Raw genomic sequence first — 21,474 nt, 5'->3', positions numbered from 1 at the left:
ACGCGAGGGTGACAGCCCGGCCCCACCCCGTGGGCCGCGATGTCACCCTCGGGCCGGTGCCCCACGGCAGGGCTCCGCGCGAAGGCGGATCGGTGGCAGCATGGGGGCACGCCGGGACGCGATCCCGCGCCCGGACGGATCACCGGGAGATCGCATGACTTCATCGATCGGCAAGCCCCGCTCATCCAGCGGCCCCGCCACGCCCGGAACGGAGCCGGCGGCGACGCTCTACGGCGCGCCGACCACGCCCCGAACCGGTGGCCAGGCGCCCGCCACACCGACCACCATCCGGCCCGCCAGCCACAGCCGGACCACAGTCCGCGACATCCGCGCGGCCAAGGACCGCGGCCAGCGGTGGGCCATGCTCACCGCCTACGACGTGATCACCGCCGGGATCTTCGACGAGGCCGGCATCCCGGTCCTCCTCGTCGGGGACTCCGCGGCAAACACCGTCTACGGCTACGAGACCACCGTCCCGATCACCGTGGACGAGCTGGTCCCGCTGGTCCGCGCGGTGGTGCGCGGCGCGCCACACGCGATGGTCATCGCCGACCTGCCGTTCGGCTCCTACCAGGCGAGCCCCGAGCAGGCGCTGACGACCGCGACCCGCTTCCTCAAGGAGGGCGGGGCACACGCGGTCAAGCTCGAGGGCGGCGCGCGGGTGCTGCCCCAGGTCGAGGCGCTGGTGGCCGCCGGCATCCCGGTGATGGGCCACCTCGGCCTGACCCCGCAGAGCGTCCACGCCTTCGGCGGCTACCGGGTACAGGGCCGCGACGGCGCCGGTGAGGTCCTGCTCGCCGACGCGCTGGGCCTGCAGGAGGCGGGCGCGTTCGCCGTCGTGCTGGAGGTCGTCCCCGCCGACCTGGCCGCCCGGGTGACCAAGGAGCTGCTGATCTCCACGGTGGGGATCGGCGCCGGCGCCGACTGCGACGCGCAGGTCCTCGTCTGGCAGGACATGGCCGGCCTGACCGGCGGCCAGGCGCCCCGCTTCGTCAAGCGGTTCGCCGACCTGCGCACGGCGCTCACCGACGCCGCGGCCGCGTTCCGTGACGAGGTGTCGAGCGGCCTCTACCCGACTGTCGAGCACAGCTACTGACCTCCGGCGGGGCGGCGGGCCCGCACCCGGGGCCCACCGCCCCGCCGTTCGTCCCGCCGCCCATCCCGCTGTCCCGCGACGTTCGTCGGCCGCCGCCGTCCCGCCGTCCCGGTTTCGCCGTTAGGGCCGGGGGGCCGCGGCGAGCGCGGTGGACAGCTCCGCGCGGGCCTCGACCAGCGACGGCCCGTACCAGGTGAGGAGCCGACCGGAGACGCACACCGCGGGCGCGACGAACGCCTCCGGCCCGTCCGACGGGCTGAACGCGTACGGCTCGTCGGGCAGCACCACGAGATCATGTGCGGGCAGCGTGTCGAGATCCACCCGCGGGTAGCGCTCGTCCGCCCCGGCGAGGGCGTTGTCGACCCCGAGCCGGGCCAGCAGGTCACCGGCGAACGTGTCGCGGCCGAGCGCCATCCACGGCCGGCGCCAGATCGGGACGACGGCGCGCCGGCGCGGGCCGTCGCTCGGCGCCGCCCAGACCCGCTCCGCCGTCTCCAGCCAGCTGGGACGGGGCAGCAGGCAGGCCAGGCGCAGCAGGCGGTCGAGGCTGCGCAGGGCCGCGGGCACGGTGGTCGGCGCCGTCACCCAGACGGCGAGCCCGGCCGCCCGCAGCGCGTCCAGGTCCGGCTGCCGGTTCTCCTCGGCGTTGGCGCAGACGACGTCCGGCGCCAGCGCCACGATCGCCGCGATGTCCGGGTTCTTCGTGCCGCGCACCCGCGTCACGGCCAGGTCCGCCGGCCGGGAGCACCAGTCGGTGGCCCCCACCAGCAGGCCGGGCGCCGTCGCCGCGACGGACTCGGTCAGGCTCGGCACCAGGGAGACCACGCGCCGGACCACAGCGGGGACGTCCACCCGCTCACCCAGATCGTCGACCGGCACGGGGTGGACGCCCGCTCAGACGTCGGTGACGCGCAGGCCGGCGTGCGCCTTGTAGCGGCGGTTGACCGAGATGAGGTTGGCGGTGAACGCCTCGACCTGGCCGGCGTTGCGCAGCTTGCCGGCGTAGATGCCGCGCATCCCGGTGATCCGGTTCGCCAGCGCGATCACCGTGTCGGTCGCGGAGCGGTCGTCGCCGATGACCAGGATGTCGGTGTCGATCGACTCGACGGACTCGTCCATGAGCAGGACGGCCGACACGTGGTGGAAGGCGCCGACGACGGTGCTGTCCGCCAGCACGGCGGCGGCCTGCTGCGCGGCGCTGCCCTCGGCGACGGGCAGCGCGAACGCGCCACCCTTGTCGAAGCCCATCGGGTTCACGCAGTCGATCACGATCTTGCCGGCCAGCTGCTTGCGCAGGTCGGCCAGCAGCTCGCCGTGCCCCTCCCACGGGACGGCGACGATCACGACGTCGGCCCGCTCGGCGACGTCGGCGTTGTCGCCGCCGGAGATGTTCCGCCCGGACGCGGCCAGCTTCGCGGCCGCCTCCCGGCCGCGCTCGGCCGAGCGCGACCCGACGAGGACCTGGTGACCCGCCATCGCGAAGCGGACGGCGAGCCCGCCGCCCTGCGGCCCCGAACCGCCGAGGATGCCGATCACGAGCGAGGAGACGTCCGGAAGAGGCGTCGATGCTGAGCTCACCAGGCCATCCTGCCCGAAACCCGCTCCACGTGCCGACCACCGTCACACCCTGTGACTCCGCTCCCAGTTCGGGGTTCGCGACCCGACGAGCGCCGGCCCGCGGTGGGCTGCCAGGGAGAGGCGGGTTACCAGGGAGAGGCGGTGGGCGGACCGGGGAGCACGCGGTATCGGCATGAGGGGTTCCCCACCCGAGGGTTGCCGGTGACCTCGACCGTCAGATACCACGAAGGCCCCACGCAGCACACAGGGGCACACAACGGCCGACGGAAGGACATTTACCCCCACCCCCTCGCGGGGCCACCCACCCGATAGGGGACTATGAAGAAACAACGGGGTAGCTACGATCGTGATCATTGATGTGAGCTGGACTGATCCCCGGCTCGGGCAGGCGGCACCGACGCCTCCGGCGGAGCATCGCGATCGGCGAAGGAGCAGCACGAGTGGCGGATCTTCATCGAACTCTGACCACGACGCGGAGCACCGACGACCTGACGCAACGTGAGGATCCGTACGCTTCGGGGAGCCCCGGACGTGCGTTCGTCCCAGATGGGCCGTACCGTTCCCAATCACACGTAACAAGCAGATCTTCGGCAGGCAGATCTTACGAGTCAGGCGAGAGAGGTCGAGCAATGGCGGACGTGTCGGTTCGCTTCGCGATGACGAACGACAGCGAAGTGGTGCTGAACCTGTCGCTGCCGCAGGCACTGCGCCTGATGGAAGCGATCGCGCGCAAGGTGGGCGAGACTCTCGCCGAGCGCAGCAACCAGTCGGTGGGCGGGGTCGGCGGCGTCCCCTCGCCCGCGCCCTCCAACGGAATGCCGAGCCTGGGGCCGTACACGCCGTCCTGAAACGGCTCGCACCGTCCCGAACGAAGGCCGTCCTGAACAGGGACGCTCTGGCAGCAGGCCGGTCCGGAAGCAGGCCGGTCGACCTCACGGGTCGCCCGGGGTCATCGTCGCGCGCGTCGGTCACCCATGGGCGGCCGACCGTTCAAAGGGCACCCGACAACTCAGAGGGCATCCGACAACGGGGTGCCCGTCACGGGGTGCCGGCGGCAGGGCGCGGAGGAAAGACCTGGTCCGCACCGGGTGCCACCAGGCCGGCGTCCGCCGCGGCCAGGCCGGGGCCCGGCACGGCGCCGCCCGTGCCCGGCGCGGACGGATACCCGAACCCGGGCGAGCGTCGCAGGGCCCGCGGGTGGGACGACGCGTACACCTCACGCAGATGGTCCATCGTGACCAGCGTGTAGATCTGGGTCGTGCTGACCGAGGCATGCCCCAGCAGCTCCTGCACCACCCGGACATCCGCGCCGCCGTCGAGCAGGTGGGTCGCGAACGAGTGCCGCAGCACGTGCGGCGACGCTCCGGGAACGCCGGCCGCGTTCGCCGCCGCGCGCAGCGCCGACCACGCGCTCTGCCGGGACAGCCGGTTCCCCCGGCGCGAGACGAAGACCGCCGCCCCCGAACACTCGGTGACCAGATGCGGCCGTCCGCGCCGCAGGTAGCGTTCCAGCGCGGTCACCGCGTACCGGCCGAGCGGGACGACCCTGTCCCGCCCGCCCTTGCCCCGCAGCCGCACCGCGGACCGGTCCAGGTCGAGATCGTCCAGGTCCAGCCCGACGGCCTCGGAGATCCGCGCGCCCGTCCCGTAGAGCAGTTCGAGCAGGGCCGCGGAGCGCAGCCGCCGGGCCAGCTCCGCCGGGTCGCCGCCGGAGACCTCCGCGTACTCCGGGCCGCCGGCCACCGCGGCGGCGATGACCGCGCTCACCTGGTCGACGGTGAGCGCCCGCGGCAGCCGCCTGGGCGGCACCGGCGGCCGGACCGGACGGGCCACGTCCTCGCTGACGTCGCCCTCCTGCGCGGCGAACCGGTGCAGCGACCGGACCGCGACCAGCATCCGGGCCACCGACGCCGGGGCGAGCGGCGGATGGGTCTCGTCGCCCTCCCGCAGGGCGGCGGCGAACTCCGCGATCTGCGCCTCCCCCACCGCCGCCAGCGAGGTGATCCCGCCGGCCGCCAGGTGCTCGCGGTAGCGGCGCAGGTCACGGCGGTAGGCCAGCACCGAGTTCCGGGCCAGCCCGCGCTCGCCGTCGACGTGGTCCAGGTAACGCTCGATGACCTGGACCGGGCCGGCCGGATCGCCCGGCGGCCCACCCCGGCGGGCGTCGCCGCCTTCCACCGTGGTCATCATCGAACTGATATTAGGACGTGGCTGCGACGGTTCGCCGTTGCCCGTCCCACGGCGCCGTCGAGCGTCTATCGTGACAGCTTGTGCGGACGGGCATTGTATTGTCACGTTTCGCCGCACGTCGGGGGTACACCATCGCCACCACCTCGATAGCCGGCCCGGTTCGCGCCGGATCGGCCCGCGCGGCCTCGGTCTGCGCGGCCTCGCTCCTGGCGGGGTCGGTCCTCGCCGGCTGCGGAGGCGCGGGCCCCTCGGGTGGGGCACCGCCGCCCGCACGTCCCGGCTCCGCCACGGTCGGCGGCCCGGTGAGCCCCGGCCCCGCCGGCGGCCCGGGCACCGCGGCGGCCACCGGCACCTCGGCACCGACCACCACCGGCGGGCCGGCCGGCGGTGCGGCCGACCCGTCCGACGACTCCCCCGCCGCGGCCGGCCGGGTCGTCGAGGCCTACTACCGCGAGATCAACGCCGCCGCCCGCGGCGGGCGGGTCGCCGACGTCTCGGCGACCGCGCTGCCGGGCTGCCAGACCTGCACCCTGGACGTCGGCATGACCCGCCGCCTCGACCAGCTCGGGCTGCGCGCGGCCCAGGAGCCCTACGAGATCACCGGGCTGGCCGCCGGCGAACGCATCGGCACCGTCGTCGACGTTCGCTTCATCGCCACGACCCGACAGGTCCACCTGCTCGACCCGGCGGGCCGCGACGCCGGCACGGAACCGGCCGTGCCCACCCGCACCGCGACGGCCCGCCTCGCGCTGACCGGCCCCGGCTGGCGCGTCCAGACCATCACCTACGCCGCGGGGTAGCCGTGAGTCACCGCCGCGGCCACCTGGCCGCCCTCGCCGCACTGGTCGCGGCCGCGCTGCTCGCCCTCGGCGGAGCCGGTCCCGGCCCGCTGTCCGCGCCGGGATCTCCCGCCTGGGCCGCCCCCGTGCCCGGTCCGGAGACGGCGGCGCAGGTCCCGTGCACCGGAGCGCGGTGGGGCAGCTGCGACACCCGGGCCACGGACAACGGCTACCAGTACCGCTACCGCGGCGGGTACCTCGAGCGGGTACCGCTCGGCGGCGCCACCGGCGGGGGTGGTGGCGGCGGCTGTGGCGACGACTGTCCGCCCGACCCGGACGCGCTGTGCGCGCTGCTGACCGGCGTCGGCCCCGCCCCGGAGATGACCGCGGCGGAACGCGCCGAGTACGACGCGCTCGTCGCGAACTGCGGCCCGGTGCTCTACGACCCCGACGGCATCGCCGTCGCCGACATCGCCGCGCAGCTCGCCGACTACCTGCGCGAGGAGCTGCTGCCCACCCCGGACGTAGTGATCCAGCCGGTCGGGAACAGCTTCGCGAACCTACCGACGATCATGCACACGGCGGTGCCCGACGCGTTCACCTTCGACGTCGCCGAACCCGTCCTGGCCACGATCAGCGCGAACCCGCACTACGTCTGGGACTTCGGCGACGGCGAGACCGGCCCGGACGCGCCCGGCCGCCCCTACGACCCGGCGATCTCCCCCCGCGACCACCCGGACGCCTACGTCGCCCACGCCTACCACCGCCCGGGCACCTACCAGGTGACCCTCACCGTGACCTGGGACGGCTTCTTCACCGTGCCCGGGGTGGCGCAGGCGTTCCCGCTGGCGGACGTCGTCCTCGCCGCGGCCGAGCCAATCACCATCGAGGAGGCCGGCGGCGTGCTCGTCGACAACGACTGAGCCCCGTACACCGGTACTGTCGACGGGCGCCGATCAGCCGCTCGCGGCGGGCCGGGCCGACCATTCCGAGCCGAGCGGGCGCAACCGCTCGTACCCGTCCACCCGGGCGCGGTAGGTCGCCAGCAGGCCGATCACCGCCATCCCGTTGGTGATCTCGCCACGCATCACCCGGTCCACCGCCTCCGACAGGTCGACGCGGGTGATGTCCATCTCGGCCTCCTCGTGGACGCCGACATGCCGCTCGGCCGCCGGGATCTCCACCAGGTCACGGGCCAGGAACAGCCGGAAGGCCTCGTCGGTCATCCCCGGCGAGGCGTAGACGTCGACGAGCAGGTCGAGACGGCCCGGCCGCAGGCCCGCCTCCTCGGCGAGCTCCCGTGCGGCCGCGACGGACGCCGGCTCGCCGGGGACGTCGAGGATGCCCGCGGGCAGCTCCCACAGCTGGCCGCCCACCGGGTGCCGGTACTGGCGGACCATCACCACCCGCTCCTGGTCGTCCAGGGCGACGACGCCGACCGCGCCCGGGTGCACCACCACGTCCCGCTGGGACGTGTCACCGTCGGGCATCCGCACCATGTCACGGCGAACGGCGATGACCCGCCCGCGGTAGGCGACGGAGCTGTCCGCCACCTCGTAGGTGTGCACGGCACCGCTCATGGGGAAACCAGCTCTCCGTCGCTCACACCGGCCGCCGCGGCCGGCCCCGTGGACCCACCGGGCAATGCGGCACCCACGGCACCACCGGTACCCGCGGCACCGCTGGCACCGGCGGTCGTGCCGGCGCCGGTCGCCACGCTCTGCTCCGCACGGCCCCGGCGGGCCCGCCCACCGGCCGACCGGGCACCGTTGCCCGCCCGCGCACCGGCCGCGTCACCGTCACCCGACCCGATCATGTCACCATCGGCGGGCCCGCCACCCGCGACGCCGCCGCCCCCGACGCCACCGTCCGGGATGTCGACGGGCAGCCGGCCCCGGCGCCGGTCGGCGTGGGCCACGGCGGCGGCGGCGAGCCCGCGGAACAGCGGGTGCGCGCGCGTCGGCCGCGACCGGAACTCCGGGTGCGCCTGCGTCCCCACGTAGAACGGGTGGACGTCGGCCGGCAGCTCGACGACCTCGACCAGGCGGCCGTCCGGCGAGGTGCCGGAGAACACCAGCCCGGCGGCAGTCAGCCGCTCCCGGTAGGAGTTGTTGACCTCGTAGCGGTGCCGGTGGCGCTCGAGCACCTCCGGCTCGCCGTACTCCCGGCGGGCGACGGTCCCCGCGCCCAGCGCGCACGGGTACAGGCCGAGCCGCATCGTGCCGCCCATGTCCCGCTTGCCGGCGACCACGTCGTGCTGGTCGGCCATCGTGGAGATCACCGGGTGGGCGGTCTCCGGGTCGAACTCGGTGGAGTTCGACCCGGCCAGCCCGGCCAGCGAACGGCCGGCCTCGATCACCATGCACTGCAGGCCCAGGCAGATCCCCAGCGTGGGAATGCCATGCTCGCGGGCGTGCCGCAGCACCTCGATCTTGCCCTCGATGCCGCGGATCCCGAACCCGCCCGGAACGATGATCCCGTCCACGCCTTCCAGCGCGTGCGCGGCGGCGGCGGGCGAGGTGAACTCGTCCGACCCGATCCAGCGGATGTCCGCGCGGGCGTCGACGGCGAACGCGCCGGCGCGCAGCGCCTCGGTCACCGACAGGTAGGCGTCGGGCAGGTCGACGTACTTGCCGACGATCGCCACCGTGGCGGTGTTCGAGGGATGGTGCACCCGGCGGAGCAGGGTGTCCCACTCCGTCCAGTCGACGTCCCGGAAGCTGAGGCCGAGCCGGCGCACGACGTAGGCGTCGAGGCCCTCCTTGTGCAGCACCTTCGGGATGTCGTAGATCGAGCCGGCGTCCGGTGCGCCGACGACCGCCTCGTCGTCGACGTCGCACATCATGGCGATCTTACGCTTGAGCGCGTCGGGCAGCGGCCGGTCGGAGCGGCAGACCACCGCGTCCGGCTGCAGGCCGATGCTGCGCAGCGCCGCGACCGAGTGCTGGGTCGGCTTGGTCTTCAGCTCACCCGACGGCGCGAGGTACGGGACGAGGCTGACGTGCACCGTCAGCGCGTTGTCCCGGCCGACCTCGTGCCGGACCTGGCGGATCGCCTCCAGGTAGGGCAGCGACTCGATGTCGCCGACGGTGCCACCCACCTCGGTGATCACCACGTCCACCGAATCGGTGGCCAGCCGGCGGATCCGGCCCTTGATCTCGTCGGTGATGTGCGGGACGACCTGCACCGTCTCACCGAGGTACCCGCCGCGCCGCTCGCGGGCGATGACCGCCGAGTACACCTGCCCGGTGGTCACGTTCGCGCTGCCGTCGAGGTCGACGTCGAGGAAGCGTTCGTAGTGCCCGATGTCCAGGTCGGTCTCGGCGCCGTCATTGGTGACGAACACCTCGCCGTGCTGGAACGGGTTCATCGTTCCCGGATCAACGTTCAGATACGGGTCGAGCTTCTGCATCGTGACCCGCAGACCGCGGGCCTTGAGTAGACGGCCGAGGCTGGACGCCGTCAGTCCCTTACCGAGACTGGACGCCACACCTCCCGTCACGAACACGTGCTTGGTCACATGCGCCTGCGCCACGCGGAACCCCCGTGGTCACGCCGCCGGTCCGGCCCCGGCGCCTCCACGGGTCTTCACGGTAACACCGTGCCGAGCAGGCCAACGCCCCGCCCCGCCGCCGGCCACCCGGCTCGCCGGGGCCGGGCGGTCACGGCTGGGCGAGGGCGGCCTTGTCGGCGGCGGCGGCGGCGAGCAGCTCCTCGGCGTGGCCGCGGGCCAGCGAGCTCTCCTCCTGGCCGGCCAGCATCCGCGACAGCTCCCGGACCCGCCCGGGGCCGTCGAGCGCCACCACGCCGCTGCGGGTCACCGAACCGTCATCGGCCTTGCGCACGACCAGGTGCCGGTCGGCGAACGCGGCGACCTGCGGCAGATGGGTGATGCAGATGACCTGGTGGGTGCGGGCGAGCCGGGCGAGGCGGCGGCCGATCTCGACCGCGGCGCGCCCGCCCACTCCGGCGTCGACCTCGTCGAAGACCATCGTCGCCCCGGCGTCGGCCGCCGCGAGCACCACCTCGATCGCCAGCATCACCCGGGAGAGCTCGCCGCCCGAGGCGCCCTTCTCGACCGGCCGGGCCGGCGCGCCCGGGTGCGGAACCAGGCGAAGCTCGACGTCGTCGATCCCGCTCGGCCCGTAGGCCAGCGTCCGGCCGCCGACAGGCAGACCGTTCGGGTCGTCGCGGTGCCCGACCGCCGCCTCCACCCGGGCCCGCGGCATGGCGAGGCCGGCCAGCTCGGCGGCGACCGCCGCGCCGAACCGCTCGGCGGCGGCGGAGCGCGCCGCGCTGATCCGCTCGGCCAGGCCGGCGAGCTCCGCGGTCAGCTCGGCGCGCTCGGCGGCCAGCGCGCCCGTCTGGTCGCCGTCGGCGTCGAGCTCGAGCAGGCGACGCCCGGCGGTGTCGGCCCACCGCAGCACGCCGTCGACGTCCGTGCCGTGCGCGCGGGCCAGTGCGGTCAGCGCCGCCTTGCGTTCCTGCGCCTGAGCGAGCCGCTCCGGGTCGGACTCCACCCCGGCGGCGTAGGAGGCCAGGTCGGCGGCCACGTCGGTCAGCAGGCTCGACAGCTCCGTCAACCGGCCCGCCAGTTCCTCCAGTGCCGGGTCGAGCGCGGCGTCGCCGGCCACGATCCGGCGGGCGGAGCCGACCAGCTCGGCGGCGGCGGGGACGTCCTCACCGGTCGCGGGGTCGCTGACCAGCGCGCCGTGCGCCGAACGCGCCACCCGCAGCAGGGTCTCGGAATGTTCCAGCCGGCGCAGCTCCGCGTCGAGCGCGACATCCTCGCCGGGCTGCGGCGCGACCCGTTCGACGTCGGCCAGGCCGAGCCGGAGCAGCTCCGCCTCCTGCGCCCGCTCCCGCGACCGCCCGGTGATGTCGGCCAGCCGGGCGCGGACCTTCGCCAGCCGCGCGTACACCTGCCCGTACCGGACGAGCGGCTCGGCGACGGAGGCGCCGGCGAACCGGTCGAGCGCGTCGCGCTGGGTCGCGGGACGGCGCAGCCGCTGCGCCTCGGACTGCCCGTGCACGGCGATCACGTTCTCGGTGATCTCCGCGAGGACACTCGCGGGCACCGAACGCCCCGCGAGCTGGGCCCGCGAGCGGCCCTCGGCGCTCAGCGTGCGGCCCATGATGATGACGTCCTCGTCGACGTCGCCGTCGAGCTCGCGGACACGCTTGGCGAGCCCGGAGTCGGCCGGCACGACGAGCCGGGCCTCGACGAAGGCACGCCCGGCCAGCGGGGAGACCAGCGCGTAGTCGGCGCGGCCCCCGGTCAGCAGGCCGAGCCCCTGCACGATCATGGTCTTGCCGGCGCCGGTCTCGCCGCTGACCACCGTCAGCCCCGGCGCCAGGTCGAGGACGGCGTCATCGATGACCCCGAGGCCACGGATGCGAATCTCCTCGAGCACGCCCCGAACTCTAGCGTCACCCCCACCACGGACGGCACCCGGAAATCGGGGAGATCGGAGCCGTGCCACCGATTCCGGTCACGTCACCACGCCGGCCCCGCTCGCCCCGCCACTTCTCCGCCCGCCGCGTCCTCCCAGCTCAGCGGGCCGAAACCCCGGCAGCCCCGGCCGGCTCAGCGCCCCGAGCGGCCGCGCCACCCCACCACCGGCAGGTCGAACTTGGCCACCAGCCGATCGGTGAACGGACGTGGCCTGATTACCGCCAGCCGCACCGGGCGCCGGCCCCGCACCACCTCCACCCGCGACAGCTCGGGGACGTCGACCAGTCGCCGCCCGTCGCAGTAGAGCACCGCCGGGACGTCCGGCAGCACCTCGATGGCCACGGTCGACGTCGGGGTGAGCACCAGCGGCCGGGCGAACAGCGCGTGCGCGCTGATCGGCACCACCAGCAGCGACTCCACCCCCGGCCACATCACCGGGCCGCCCGCCGAGAACGCGTACGCGGTCGACCCGGTCGGCGTCGAGCAGATCACGCCGTCACAGCCCCAGCGCGACAGCGGCCGCCCGTCGATCTCCAGGACACACTCGAGCATCCGGGCCCGCCCGGCCTTCTCCAGCGACATCTCGTTGAGCGCCCAGCCGGTGTAGATGAGCTCGCCACGGTGGCGCACCGTCACGTCGACGGTCATCCGCTCCTCGACCGAGTACTCCTTGCGGACGACGTGCTCGACGGTGGCCTCCAGCGCGTCGGGCTCCGCCTCGGCCAGGAAGCCCACGTGCCCGAGGTTGACCCCGAGCAGCGGGATGTCCGCCGAGCGGGCGAACTCGGCGCCGCGCAGCAGGCTGCCGTCACCACCGAGCACGAGCACCAGCTCGGCGCCGACCGCGGCGTCGGTGTCCCCCGTGACCACGTTCGGCGCCGACAGGTCGAGCAGCTCGGCCTCGTCCCGCAGGACCCGCGGGGAGACACCGGCGGCCACGAGCATCTCCAGCACGCGCTGCGCGCTCTCCCGTACAACGGAACGGCGCGGGTGGCTGACGACGAGTACCTCGCGGGTCATCGGCCGGTCCTTTCGCCGTCGGCTCGGGCGTCCTGGCCGGCGTCCTGGGACGACGGCGGCGGCGCTGGGGCGGGGGCCGCCGTGCTCGCGGGCCCCGCCTCGATCGCAGCGGTGATCATCGCCTCGACCTCGCCGGAGGTCGGGCGGACGTCCGCGCGCAGCCAGGCGAGGTACTCGACGTTGCCGGCGGGTCCCGGCAGCGGGCTGGCCGCCACGCCGCGCGCCCCCAGCCCGAGCCCCTCGGCGGCGGTCACGACGGTGCGCACCGCCCGGGCGTGCAGGGCCACATCACGGACCACACCACCGGAGCCGAGAAGCTCCCGGCCCACCTCGAACTGCGGCTTGACCAGCAGGACGAAGTCGGCGTCCGGCGCGGCGCACGCGCGCAGCGCGGGCAGCACCAGGACCAGCGAGATGAACGAGAGGTCGCCCACGACCAGCTCCACCGGCTCGCCGACCTGCTCGGGCGTGAGGTTGCGGACGTTCGTCCGGTCCAGCACGCGCACCCGCGGATCGGAGCGCAGCCGCCAGACAAGCTGCCCGTATCCGACGTCGACGGCCACGACCCGCGCCGCGCCGTACCTGAGGAGCACGTCGGTGAACCCGCCGGTCGACGCACCGGCGTCGAGGCACCGCCGCCCGGCGACCACGAGCGCCGGCGGCCCCGCCACCGCCGCGGGCGAACCAGGCCGAGCCGGCACATCAGGCTGGCCGGGCCCGCCAGACAGGCCGGGCGTCCCGGGCGCCGGGACGCCGAACGCCTCGAACGCGCCGACCAGCTTGTGCGCTCCCCGGGAGGCATAGCCGGGGTCGTCGTCCACGGCGAGCACGATCGACGTCGCCCCGTCGACGACCGTCGCCGGCTTCGTCGCGGTGACGCCGCCGACCCGCACGCGGCCCGCGGCGATCGCCTCGACCGCCCGTTCCCGGGAGGAGACGAGCCGGCGACGGACAAGCTCCGCGTCCAGACGGATCCTGCGGGCCACCGGTGATCCCGCCCGTCTCACCGAGGTGCCCGGGCGCCGCCCGGGCCGGGGCCCGGAGCAGGACGCGGACCGGCACCCGGAGCAGGGCCCGAGCCGGGACGCGGACCGGGGCCCGGAGCAGCGCGCGGCCCGGGATCCGGGCCGGCGGTCGGACCGGGCGACGGCGCCGCGCCCGGGCCGCGCGACGAGCCGCCCGCGAGATCCTCTAACGATTCCTCCAGCAGCCGGTGCACGTCCTCGAACGTCTCCAGGTGCTCGGCGGCCGGCCGACCGGGGAGCGTGGCGAGCCGCGCGAGCGCCGCGCTCAGCTCGGCGGACAGTTCGTCGGTGTTCACCGAACCAGCCTCTCGCATTCCGGGGGGCGTCCGTGCCCGGCCGCGGCATCACCTGGCGGGCACGTGGCTGCCCTCACATCCGCCGGCGTCCCGCCGGGGGCGGCACGCACACGCTAGTGTCGCTGACGGCCGGATCCGCCGTACCCGGAGGATCCATTACGGCACGGACGACGGGTGCTGCGGGCGCAGGAGGTGACCGTCCAGCATGGCGGACAGACTGCAGTGCGAGGCAGCACTGCGAGCCCTCGCCGACCGGCTCGACGAGCTCACACGCGAGCGCCGGCCGCCGCGTACCCCGGACCGGGTGATCGTGTGCCGGATCCCGGACCTGCGGACCACGTTCTCCGGCCAGCTCCGCGACGGCTGCCTGCGCGACATCGGCGAGGGCGAGCTGCCGGGGGCCCAGATCACCCTCACCCTGAGCAGCGACGACCTGCTCGCCGTGACCGACGGCACCCTTTCGGTGACGACGGCGTGGGCCAGCGGCCGGCTCAAGGTCGACGCGAGCGTCCGCGACCTCCTGCGGGTCCGCTCCCTGCTCTGACCGTGCCGGCTCCGGCTGGGCCGGCTCCGGCTGGGCCCTGCTTCTGATGGGCTCCTGTCCCGACCGGGCCCGCGGGTCGCCGGGACGTCGTCAGCGCGCGGCCGGCGCGCGCAGGTCCTCGCAGCCCGGCGGCCGATCAGTGGCCAGGGCCTCGACCGGACGGCCCTCGTCCGCTGCCGCCCAGACCAGCGCGCACGCGGCCCGCAGCGCGTCCAGCCCGTCGTCCGGCCCGGCGTCCAGCCCGTCGCTCCCGGGGTCGGCCTGGTGCCAGCGCAGGGTGCCGCCGTTCAGGTCGCACGTCCACCCGCCGCACCGGGATGAGCCGTCCCGGGCGAGCGCGGCGGGCTGGGGGCGCAGCAGCCCGCGCAGGTCGGCGGCGAGGAAGGTCGGCCGGTGCCGCGCGGGCGCGCCGAGCAGCTCCGCGGGCCCGGTGACACCGGTGAACACCAGCAGAGTCGGCGTGCCGGCGCGGAAACCCGCCTCGATGTCGGTGTCCAGCCGGTCGCCGACGATGATCGGATCACACGCGCCGCTGCGCCGCACCGACTCCGCGTGCATCGCGAACTCCGGTTTCCCGGTCACCTCTGGCTCCGCGCCCGTCGCGGCCCGGACGAAGGCCACCAGCGCCCCGTTACCGGGCGCCAGGCCACGCTCCGTCGGCACCGTCAGGTCGGTGTTGCTCGCGACCCACCACGCCCCCGCCCGGATCGCCAGCACCGCCTCGGCCAGCCGGGCATAGTTGATCTCCGGATCGAAGCCCTGGACCACGGCGGCCGGCTCGTCCGCGGCCGACCCGGTCGGGACCAGGCCCTCCGCGCGCACCGCCTCCCGGAGCCCGACACCTCCGGCGACCAGGACCACCGCCCCGGCCGGTAGCCGTTCGGCGAGCACGTGCGCCGCCGCCTGCGCCGAGGTGACGACCTCCGACGGTTCGGCTGGCACGCCGAAACCCGTCAGCCGCGCGGCGACGGTCTCCGGGGTCCGCAGCGCGTTGTTCGTCACGTAGACGGTGCGCATCCCCTGCCGGCCCGCGGCCTCGATGGCCGCCGCGGCGTGCGGCACAGCCCGCTCGCCGCGGTTCACCACCCCGTCGAGATCCATCAGCGCGACGTCGAACATCGCCGCCAGTGGACGGCTCATGCCGGCGAGCACGGACCGCGCCGTGCCCGCCGCCTCTCGGGGGACCGTCACGCGCGGTTCAGAGCGGCCCGCGCCCCGCGCAGGGCGACCCCGTAGTGCGCCAGATCGGGCCGCATCGCCACCGCGAGCGCAAGATGCTCGACGGCGGAGCGCAGGTCGCCGGTGCGGCGCGCGGCCATCCCGAGGCCGAACTGGGCGTAGTCGTCGGTCGGATGGCGGTCGACGATCCAGGCGAAGGTCCGCAGGGCGTCGTCGTACTGCCCGGCCTCGAACTGCGCCCGGCCCAGCGCCTCCCGCACACTCGGGGACGCCGGCTCCGCCGCGACGGCATGCGCGAGGAGCTGCACCGCCGCGTTCGCGTCACCGTGCCCGAGCAGCGCCATCCCGCGGGTGTACCAGTCGTAGACCTCGCCGGCCGGCGAGCGGACCGACTCGGCCTGCCGCCGCTCACCGCCACTACCGCCGCCGCCGACGACGCCATTGCCATTGCCATCAGCGTTGCCATTGCCGTCAGCGTTGCCATTGCCGTTCGGAACGCCGAATTCCTCCGTCATGGCACCTCCACGTCGTCCGGACCGCCACGGCCGTGGCCACCGCGGCGGCGGCATCAGCACCACCGGGACGCCGCACCGGGCCGCGCCGGGCAGTCACCGGTCGCGGCCGAAGCCCGACCGGCACCGCCCATGACCGGCACCGGCGACCGGCCGTCATCCGGCCGGCCCCCCGGCCGACGTCCTCGGCGACCCAGGTGGGGTGGAGGCGTCCCACCCTCCCATCCAGTTTCGCCGCAAGCGGCGTCCACATGCCTCAACATCGGAATAACGGCCTGTCTTCCGCGGCGTGACCTGGCCGGCAGGCGGGGGCGACCGGGCAGCCCCAGCACCTACGATGCGCCTCATGGTTGCCCCTGACGCCGCCGTGCCCGTTCCAGCCGGGCTCGTCCTCGCGCCGTTCCGCGCGGCGCGGTTCACCGCCGCCGGCCCGGATCTCGCCGCGCTGACCTCCCCGCCCTACGACGTCATCGACGAGGACGGCCGCACCGCCCTCGAGGCGGCCGCGGAGCACAACGTCGTCCGGCTGATCCTGCCGCGGGACCTCTCCCCCGCCGAGTCCCCCGGCGAGCCGGACAGCCGGTACGACCGGGCGGCGCGCACCCTGCGGGAATGGCTGGACGCCGGGATCCTCGCCCGGGACGAGGCCCCCGCGCTCTACGTCTACGAGCAGGAGCAGGACGGCCACCTCCAGCGCGGACTCGTCGGCGCCCTCGCCCTGGCCGACCCGGACGCGGGCATCGTCCTGCCCCACGAGAACACCATGGCCGGCCCGGTCTCCGACCGGCTCGCGCTGACTCGGGCGACCGCCGCGAACCTGGAACCGATCTTCCTGCTCTACGACGGCGGCGGCCCGGCCAGCCAGGTCGTCGCCGCCGCGGTGACCACCCCGCCGATCGTGGACGCCCACACCGACGACGGGGTGACCCACCGGATCTGGGCGATCGACGACCCCGCCCAGCTGGAGACCATCGCGGCGGATCTCCTCCCCCGCCGCGCGGTCATCGCCGACGGCCACCACCGGTACGCCACATACCGCCATTACCAGGCGGAACGGCACGCCGCGGGCGACGGTGCCGGCGCCTGGGACTTCGGGCTCACCTTCCTGGTGGACGCGACCGCCAACGGCCCGCAGGTGCACGCGATCCACCGCGCCGTGCTGGGACTCACCCTCGCCGACGCCGTAGCGCGGGCCGAGGGCGCCTTCACCGTCCGCCGGCTGACCGAGGCCGCCGGCGCCGGCGCTGGCGCTGGCGCCGGCGCACCGGTCGACCCCGCGGCGCTGCTCGACGAGCTCGCCAAGGCGGGCCACGACGGCCACGCCTTCGTGATCAGCGACGACTCGGACGCCTATCTGCTGACGGCGCCCGCCGCCGATCTCCTCGCTCGCGCGCTGCCCGCCGACCGGTCGGCGGCGTTCCGCGGCCTCGACGTGACCGTCGCGCACCTGGCGCTGATCACGAACGTGTGGGGCCTGGAGGACAGGGTCGGCGTCGTCGACTACTACCACGACGCCCCCGCCGCGCTCGCCGCCGCACGCGCCACCGGCGGTGTCGCGCTGCTACTCAACCCGACCCCGGTCGCCGACGTGACCGCCGTCGCCGGGGCCGCGGAGCGGATGCCCCGGAAGTCGACCCTGTTCACCCCGAAGCCACGCACCGGCCTGCTGATACGCCCGTTGGACTGACTCCGCTCAGGCGCCTGTCCTTGGCGCCTGTCCTAATGAGTTCTGGGAGTAAGCCATCCGGCAGACTCCGAGCGGTAGCCGCCGGCAGGTGAGCACTCGTGTGTCCTGGACTTCGAGTCCTGACGAAAGACAGTGCCCCTGCCGGTCAGGCCGGGAGAGTTGATCGCTGATGGGATGTCGTGCCCGCCGCGTGCGGCGTGAGCACTGTGTTCATCAGGTCGCTGATAGTTCTCCCGCTGGCTGCTCACGGTGATCGGCATGGAGGGCGGGAGAGGCGTTGCGACTGTTCGTCGGGGACGACTGGGCGGAAGACCACCACGACGTGGAGGTGATGGATGCCTCGGGCCGCCGGCTGGGCAAGGCCCGGCTGCCCGAGGGCGTGGCGGGGATGACCCGGCTGCACGCGATGATCGGCGAGCAGGTCGGGGACGACCCCGATGCGGTCGAGGTGCTGGTCGGGATCGAGACCGACCGGGGCCCGTGGGCGCGGGCACTGGTCGCCGCCGGCTACCAGGTGTTCGCGATCAATCCGTTGCAGGCGTCCCGCTACCGTGAACGGCACGCCGTGTCCGGAGCCAAGAGCGACGCCGCCGACGCGCACGTGCTCGCGGACATGGTCCGCACCGACTCCCACCAGTTGCGGCCAGTGGCCGGGGACACCGCCCTGGTCGAGGCGGTCAGGGTCGTGACCCGCACCCACAAGACACTGATCTGGGAACGGACCCGGCACACCCAGCGGCTGCGGCACGCGTTGCTCGACTACTTCCCCGCCGCGCTGGCCGCTTTCGACGACCTGGACGCCGCCGACACCCTGGAACTGCTGGCCAAGGCGCCCACCCCGGCCGAGGCGGCCCGGCTGACGGCCAGCCAGATCGCCGCGGCGCTCAAACGCGCCCGCCGCCGCGACGTGGCCGCCAAGACCGCGGCGATCCAGGCCGCGTTGCGGGCCGAGCACCTCGGCCAGCCCGACGTCGTGACCACCGCCTACGCCGCTTCGACCCGCGCCCTGGTCGCGGTCCTGGCCGTACTGGACGAGCAGGTCAAGACTCTCGAGGAGCGGGTCGAAGCCCATTTTGGCCGGCACCCGGCCGCTAAGACCGTCCTCAGCCAGCCGGGGCTGGGGCCGGTCCTCGGCGCCCGGGTGCTCGCGGAGTTCGGCGACGACCCCGACCGCTACGCCACCGCCAAAGCCCGCAAGAACTACGCCGGCACCTCCCCGATCACGCGAGCCTCCGGGAAGAAGAGGACCGTCGCGGCCCGCTTCGTCCACAACGACCGGCTCGTCGACGCCCTCATGACCCAGGCGTTCTGCAGCCTGCGCGTGTCCCCGGGCGCCCGTGCCTACTACGACCGGCAACGAGAACGCGGAGCCAACCACAACGCGGCCCTGCGCCAGCTCGCCAACCGACTCGTCGGCATCCTGCACGGCTGCCTCAAGACCGGCACCCTCTACGACGAGACGACAGCCTGGTCGCATCACGTCGAACAGATCGCGGCTTGACACTTCAGCTCCTGGGATGTCTTTCGGGCCTTCGAGGGGCTCGGGTGCTCGAACGCCCGGTCTCTCTCGGGCGCTCAGCAGTTCGAGCGCCCGAGAGAGTGGCGGTGCCCCGGGGTCAGTCCTCGGATGTCCGGTGCGCTCCGGCCTGGTCCGCACCGCCCGGGGCGTCCGAGAAAATGATCTCTGGAATCGGCGGGGTGTCGGCGGTCACCTCCGCGGCAGGCACCGCGCTCGTGTCCTCGGCCGCGGAGAAGCCGACCTCGATGGGCTCCACGGCCGCGGCGGGCTCCGCCGGCGCCGGCTGCTCGACCGGTGCCGCCGGCTCGCCGTCGACGGTCACATCGACCGCTGCCCCGGCGTCACTGGCACCACCCGTGTCGCCATGGTCGGCGGCCTCAGCTTCCGCGTCCGCGTCACCGGCATCGTCGGCGTCGGCGTCGGCGTCGGCGTCGGCCAGCGCGGCGTCATCTGCCACGGCGTCAACGGCCGCACCTGTGCCGGAGGCGATCAGGCCGTCAGGGTCCGGTTCGTCTACGGCCGCGCCGTCGTGGGTCCCGGCGGCGGGCCCGTCGTCTTCGAGTCGCTCGTCACCGAGCAGCTCGTCCTCGAGCCGATCGCTCTCCGGCCCGTCGTCCTCGGCGCCGCCGTCCTCGTTGTCGATCTCGGTCTCGTCATCGGTCTCGTCATCGATGGTGAGCTCGTAGACGCGCTCGGCCGCGTCGGTCGTGTCCTCGTCGATGCCGGCCGTGGCTGTGAACCAGCGCAGCGCCTCCATCGTGCGACCGGCCGCCAGCAGCGCCTCGGCGTAGGCGTACCAGAGACGGGGCGTCCACGGCTTCGGCTCCGTTCTGGCGGTCACCTCGTCGCGCAGCAGCACCGCGGCCGCCTCCGGCTGACCCATGTCGCGCCGGGCACCGGACACGACGATCAGGAGCTCGGCCCGGCCGGCGGCGTCCAGCGCCGCGACACCCGGGTCCGAGAGGTAGTCGATCGCGCGTTCGGGCCGACCGAGGCCACGTTCGGCGTCAGCCATCAGCGGGAGGTTGTGGGACGAGCCGTCGATGCGGCGGGCCGCGCGCAGCTCCAGCAGCGCGGAGGCGAACTCGCCGGCGTGGTAGGCCGCGACTCCCACGGCCTCCCGCACCGCGGCCATCCTGGGCAGCCGGGCCGCCGCGGCACGCGCGTGAGCCAGCGCCTGCACCGGGTCGGTGTCGACGAGCAGCGCGGTCGCGACGAGGTGCCGGGCGATCGTCTCGGCCAGCGGCGCGGGCACGCTGCGCAGGTCACGGCGAATGTCGCGATCAAGCAACTCGGCCTTGGCCTCGTCCGGCAGCGCAGGTGCGGGCGGCCTGCGGCGCGCCGTGACGTCGTCCCTGTTCGGCCGGCCGGCCGGCCCCGCGGAGGATCGACCCCCGGCTCCGCCGGCCGGACGCGTACCGGGGCCCGAACGGCTGGGCCCGCCACTCACCCCGCCACGGCCGGCCCGAGGTCCCCCGCTCGATCCCGAGCGGGTGTCCGGACCACGGCGACCCGCGTAGGAGCCCCCTGCGCCGGCACGGTTCGCGTCGAACCGGCTCCCACCGGATCGATCCGGCCGAGCCGGCCGTTCCTGGTACGTACGCGCCTGATACGGACGTCCCGTGTCCGCGCGGCCCTGACCGGAGCGGCCCACGTCCGGGCGGCCCCGGTCCGGGCCCCCCTGGCCCGCACGGCCCTCGTCCGGGCGGCCCTGGCCCGCACGGGCCTCATAGGAGCGGGTCTGGTCGGGACGGGCCCGATCCGCACCGGTGCCCGGAGCGTCCGGTCGGTCCGTGCGCTCCGCCCGATCTACCCGGTCCGTGCCGGACGCGGGCTGCTCACGGTGCGTCGGCCGCGTGTAGGGCCGTGCGGACGAGCCCCCGCTGGGCGGGCCACTCCGACGGCTGTCACCGCGATCGGACCCGGCGCCACGATCAGACCGGTAACCACGGTCGGACCCGGAGCCGTTGGAGGTCCGGGCATCGCCGGTCGCACCGCTTTGCCAGGGCCGCGACCCGGCCGACGGGGGACGCCGGTCGACACCCGGGCCGCGGCCGGCCGCCGTCCCGTCGGACCTGCCCGGGCCGTCACGTCGAATCCCACTACGCGGACCTGCCGCGCCCCGTGTCGCCGCGTCCCCCGAGGAAGGTCGCCACTGGCCCGAGCCCTGCTCCCGTGAGCGCCGCTCGAACCGGTTCTCGCCCGAACCGCCGTTCCCGGGGCCCGCGGAACCGTCACGCCCACCGCCGACCGGCCGCCCGGCACCGTACGGACGCCCGGAGGAGCCTCGCGCCGTCTGGCCCGACGTCGGTCGTCCACCGGACGGTCGTCCACCGCCGTCTCCGTAGCTGCGCTGTCCACCGCGGTCGGGTGACGAACCGGCTCGAGAGCCGCCGCCGGCCCAGCCGCCGCCATCCCGCCGAGCATCACCGCGGCCACGCTCGTCACGACCTCCGCCGTGGCGGGGCCCGTCATGCCGAGGCCCATCGTGACGAGGGCCGTCATGGCGGGACCCGTCGTGTCGGGGGCCGTCGTGTCGGGGGCCGTCGTGTCGGGGGCCGTCGTGACGGGGGCCGTCGTGACGGGGGCCGTCG

The 21,474-nt window shown here is 74.8% G+C and carries 19 protein-coding genes; 7 read left to right on the top strand and 12 right to left on the bottom strand.

Features of this window, described 5'->3' with window-relative positions:
- The first annotated feature begins 154 nt into the window (after positions 1-154).
- Positions 155-1,096, top strand: coding sequence for a 3-methyl-2-oxobutanoate hydroxymethyltransferase (gene panB, locus FMEAI12_RS17170; RefSeq protein WP_112106822.1), 942 nt, complete (start codon positions 155-157; stop codon positions 1,094-1,096).
- Positions 1,097-1,216: 120 nt separating this feature from the next.
- Here panB and FMEAI12_RS17165 read toward each other — a convergent pair whose 3' ends face one another.
- A complete protein-coding gene (locus FMEAI12_RS17165) occupies positions 1,217-1,975 on the bottom strand; it encodes a helical backbone metal receptor (RefSeq protein WP_235014098.1) in 759 nt (252 codons plus the stop codon).
- Positions 1,976-1,990: 15 nt separating this feature from the next.
- Positions 1,991-2,674, bottom strand: coding sequence for an NADPH-dependent F420 reductase (npdG, locus tag FMEAI12_RS17160; protein ID WP_200835320.1), 684 nt, complete (start codon positions 2,672-2,674; stop codon positions 1,991-1,993).
- Between the two features lie 629 nt (positions 2,675-3,303).
- Here npdG and FMEAI12_RS17155 point away from each other — a divergent pair.
- On the top strand, positions 3,304-3,522 hold the full coding sequence (locus FMEAI12_RS17155; RefSeq protein ID WP_006542192.1) for a hypothetical protein: 219 nt from the start codon (positions 3,304-3,306) through the stop codon (positions 3,520-3,522).
- A 190-nt stretch (positions 3,523-3,712) separates the two neighbouring features.
- On the opposite strand, the gene FMEAI12_RS17150 is transcribed toward FMEAI12_RS17155, so the two are convergent.
- Complete coding sequence (locus tag FMEAI12_RS17150; protein ID WP_112106820.1) at positions 3,713-4,864, bottom strand: tyrosine recombinase; 1,152 nt, start codon at positions 4,862-4,864, stop codon at positions 3,713-3,715.
- A 98-nt stretch (positions 4,865-4,962) separates the two neighbouring features.
- On the opposite strand from FMEAI12_RS17150, the gene FMEAI12_RS17145 reads away from it, so the two are divergent.
- Both FMEAI12_RS17145 and FMEAI12_RS17140 read left to right on the top strand, forming a co-directional pair.
- Entirely contained in the window at positions 4,963-5,664 is a 702-nt protein-coding gene (locus FMEAI12_RS17145; RefSeq protein WP_235014097.1) for a hypothetical protein, read from the top strand.
- Positions 5,665-5,666: 2 nt separating this feature from the next.
- The gene (locus FMEAI12_RS17140) at positions 5,667-6,566 is read left to right on the top strand and encodes a PKD domain-containing protein (protein ID WP_071065388.1); all 900 of its coding nucleotides are present in this window, start codon (positions 5,667-5,669) and stop codon (positions 6,564-6,566) included.
- A gap of 33 nt (positions 6,567-6,599) precedes the next feature.
- On the opposite strand, the gene FMEAI12_RS17135 is transcribed toward FMEAI12_RS17140, so the two are convergent.
- From FMEAI12_RS17135 to FMEAI12_RS37195, 6 genes are all read right to left on the bottom strand, one after another.
- Positions 6,600-7,223, bottom strand: coding sequence for an NUDIX domain-containing protein (locus FMEAI12_RS17135; protein WP_071065389.1), 624 nt, complete (start codon positions 7,221-7,223; stop codon positions 6,600-6,602).
- Entirely contained in the window at positions 7,220-9,178 is a 1,959-nt protein-coding gene (locus FMEAI12_RS17130; protein WP_112106819.1) for a CTP synthase, read from the bottom strand. Before FMEAI12_RS17130 ends, FMEAI12_RS17135 begins: the two co-directional genes overlap by 4 nt.
- 127 nt (positions 9,179-9,305) lie before the next feature.
- On the bottom strand, positions 9,306-11,057 hold the full coding sequence (gene recN, locus FMEAI12_RS17125) for a DNA repair protein RecN (RefSeq protein ID WP_071065391.1): 1,752 nt from the start codon (positions 11,055-11,057) through the stop codon (positions 9,306-9,308).
- 173 nt (positions 11,058-11,230) lie between these two features.
- Complete coding sequence (locus tag FMEAI12_RS17120; protein ID WP_071065392.1) at positions 11,231-12,118, bottom strand: NAD kinase; 888 nt, start codon at positions 12,116-12,118, stop codon at positions 11,231-11,233.
- Positions 12,115-13,104 carry a TlyA family RNA methyltransferase gene (locus FMEAI12_RS17115; protein WP_071065393.1) on the bottom strand — a complete coding sequence of 330 codons (990 nt, stop codon included), beginning with the start codon at positions 13,102-13,104 and terminating at the stop codon, positions 12,115-12,117. The genes FMEAI12_RS17120 and FMEAI12_RS17115 overlap by 4 nt, the downstream gene beginning before the upstream one ends.
- Positions 13,105-13,121: 17 nt before the next feature.
- Complete coding sequence (locus FMEAI12_RS37195; RefSeq protein ID WP_200835319.1) at positions 13,122-13,439, bottom strand: hypothetical protein; 318 nt, start codon at positions 13,437-13,439, stop codon at positions 13,122-13,124.
- 205 nt (positions 13,440-13,644) lie between these two features.
- On the opposite strand from FMEAI12_RS37195, the gene FMEAI12_RS17100 reads away from it, so the two are divergent.
- Positions 13,645-13,983 (top strand): SCP2 sterol-binding domain-containing protein, encoded by a 339-nt coding sequence (locus FMEAI12_RS17100; protein WP_020459360.1) that lies wholly within the window; start codon positions 13,645-13,647, stop codon positions 13,981-13,983.
- 90 nt (positions 13,984-14,073) lie between these two features.
- On the opposite strand, the gene FMEAI12_RS17095 is transcribed toward FMEAI12_RS17100, so the two are convergent.
- Together FMEAI12_RS17095 and FMEAI12_RS17090 are read right to left on the bottom strand one after the other, a co-directional pair.
- Positions 14,074-15,174 carry an HAD-IIA family hydrolase gene (locus FMEAI12_RS17095; protein WP_112106818.1) on the bottom strand — a complete coding sequence of 367 codons (1,101 nt, stop codon included), beginning with the start codon at positions 15,172-15,174 and terminating at the stop codon, positions 14,074-14,076.
- Entirely contained in the window at positions 15,171-15,677 is a 507-nt protein-coding gene (locus tag FMEAI12_RS17090) for a M48 family metallopeptidase (RefSeq protein WP_112106817.1), read from the bottom strand. The genes FMEAI12_RS17095 and FMEAI12_RS17090 overlap by 4 nt, the downstream gene beginning before the upstream one ends.
- Before the next feature lie 334 nt (positions 15,678-16,011).
- On the opposite strand from FMEAI12_RS17090, the gene FMEAI12_RS17085 reads away from it, so the two are divergent.
- Together FMEAI12_RS17085 and FMEAI12_RS17080 are read left to right on the top strand one after the other, a co-directional pair.
- Positions 16,012-17,361 (top strand): DUF1015 domain-containing protein, encoded by a 1,350-nt coding sequence (locus FMEAI12_RS17085; protein ID WP_112106816.1) that lies wholly within the window; start codon positions 16,012-16,014, stop codon positions 17,359-17,361.
- Between the two features lie 331 nt (positions 17,362-17,692).
- Entirely contained in the window at positions 17,693-18,862 is a 1,170-nt protein-coding gene (locus FMEAI12_RS17080; RefSeq protein WP_235014100.1) for an IS110 family transposase, read from the top strand.
- Between the two features lie 115 nt (positions 18,863-18,977).
- Here the strand turns inward: FMEAI12_RS17080 and FMEAI12_RS17075 are convergent, their stop codons facing one another.
- Positions 18,978-20,171, bottom strand: coding sequence for a hypothetical protein (locus FMEAI12_RS17075; RefSeq protein WP_235014096.1), 1,194 nt, complete (start codon positions 20,169-20,171; stop codon positions 18,978-18,980).
- Positions 20,172-21,474: the final 1,303 nt, after the last annotated feature.

The organism is Parafrankia sp. Ea1.12 (assembly GCF_900465275.1).
GTDB classification, from domain to species: domain Bacteria; phylum Actinomycetota; class Actinomycetes; order Frankiales; family Frankiaceae; genus Parafrankia; species Parafrankia soli.
Note: the sequence above shows the minus strand (reverse complement) of the source record. Positions and strands in the feature narration are given on the sequence as shown.